Below are 1,265 nucleotides of genomic sequence, written 5' to 3'. Positions count from 1 at the left end.
GTGCAAGCGCATGAAAAGCACCTGCCGTAGGATCTGTAAGTCTTCCAAACATTTCTCAACCCATTTCAAATGAAATTCAAGTTTAAAAGAAACCTTTGTTAAAAGGGCTCTTTACTTTATTGACTCTGTTAAATAACATCAGGATCAAATACTGAACATAGTGCACCCCATAGCGTCTGAGCAGCAGCACGTTTCATTAAATCTTCATTACATACCGTCTTTTCATCGACACATCGATTAACAACACGATAGTAAAGCCGCTTCTCAACAGGTGCAAAATAACGAACTTCAGCATCTTTTTCCTTCGCAGCAATATCACCCATACGAGGCGCAATAGAAAGTTGACGATAAGATGAACGATCAAGTACTCGACCATTAGCCCGAGCTTTTACAATCCAATCCTCAAAATCCTGCAAAGACACAGAATGCCACTTAAACCGCATACCCGAAAAACCATCACCACTATAATTTGCTGAGGCTCCTTTGAATACTCCTTGCTCTTCAGCGACCAAATGCAACTTAGCATTCATCTGCGGCATAGCGTAAAGAACTGTACCCAATTTGGGAACCCAAAAAGCATTGACAGAATTCTCTGACGTCAATTGCAATAAAACTTGACGTCCTTCAGGCGCATAAATCTCATTAATCGATGCAACACCGTATTCAGGATAAATAAAAAGCCATTTCCAATCAAGAGCAACAGCATCAATCTGTAATGGCTTTCCTTCACCTACAACTTCCACTGGAAGAGGATTTGTAGGTTCAAGCTTATAGGTATAATAAGCTGTTAATGAACCTAAAACCATTACAATTACAACTGGAATACCCCACATCAATGCTTCAATTTTATTTGAATGTGCCCAATCAGGAGAATAGTCCGCTTTCATATTCGATGCACGATATTTTATAGCTAAAAATACCACACTCACCATAACTGGGATAACAATACAAAGCATCACCACCACACAAACAACGATCAAAATGAGCTGTTGACGTGCAACATAACCTGATGGCTGCATAACATCAATTTTACAACCAGACAAAAGCAGTGCTCCCCCTAAAATCACAAGCATTTCTAATTGTCTAACAAAGCTTTTCATCTCTATTTACCCCCGTCATACGCACTAAAAACTGTCATAAATATATACCTCACATTGTACAGATTTGAAAATAATTATCAAGAGAATAAAATGCCTATATTACTCTTATTAAACGCTTACTCTTTACCTATCACAATTTAATTGTTTTGCTTAATTGTTTTGCAA

General features: G+C 37.9%; 1 protein-coding gene. It reads right to left on the bottom strand.

The genetic code is table 11. The annotated features are described in order from the left end of the window. Positions 1–128: 128 nt before the first annotated feature. Positions 129–1,100, bottom strand: a complete 972-nt coding sequence (cyoA, locus tag ACFIL3_RS10260; protein ID WP_375611432.1) for a ubiquinol oxidase subunit II — start codon at positions 1,098–1,100, stop codon at positions 129–131. Positions 1,101–1,265 lie beyond the last annotated feature (165 nt).

Source organism: Bartonella sp. CE47NXGY (assembly GCF_042195415.1).
Classification (GTDB): Bacteria; Pseudomonadota; Alphaproteobacteria; order Rhizobiales; family Rhizobiaceae; genus Bartonella.
The sequence above is the reverse complement of the archived record's forward strand: the minus strand, read 5'-3'. Positions and strand labels throughout refer to the sequence as shown.

Coding starts and splice junctions, on each gene's coding strand:
- cyoA (WP_375611432.1), bottom strand. CDS start 1,100: ATGAAAAGCTTTGTTAGACAATTAGAAATGCTTGTGATTTTAGGGGGA.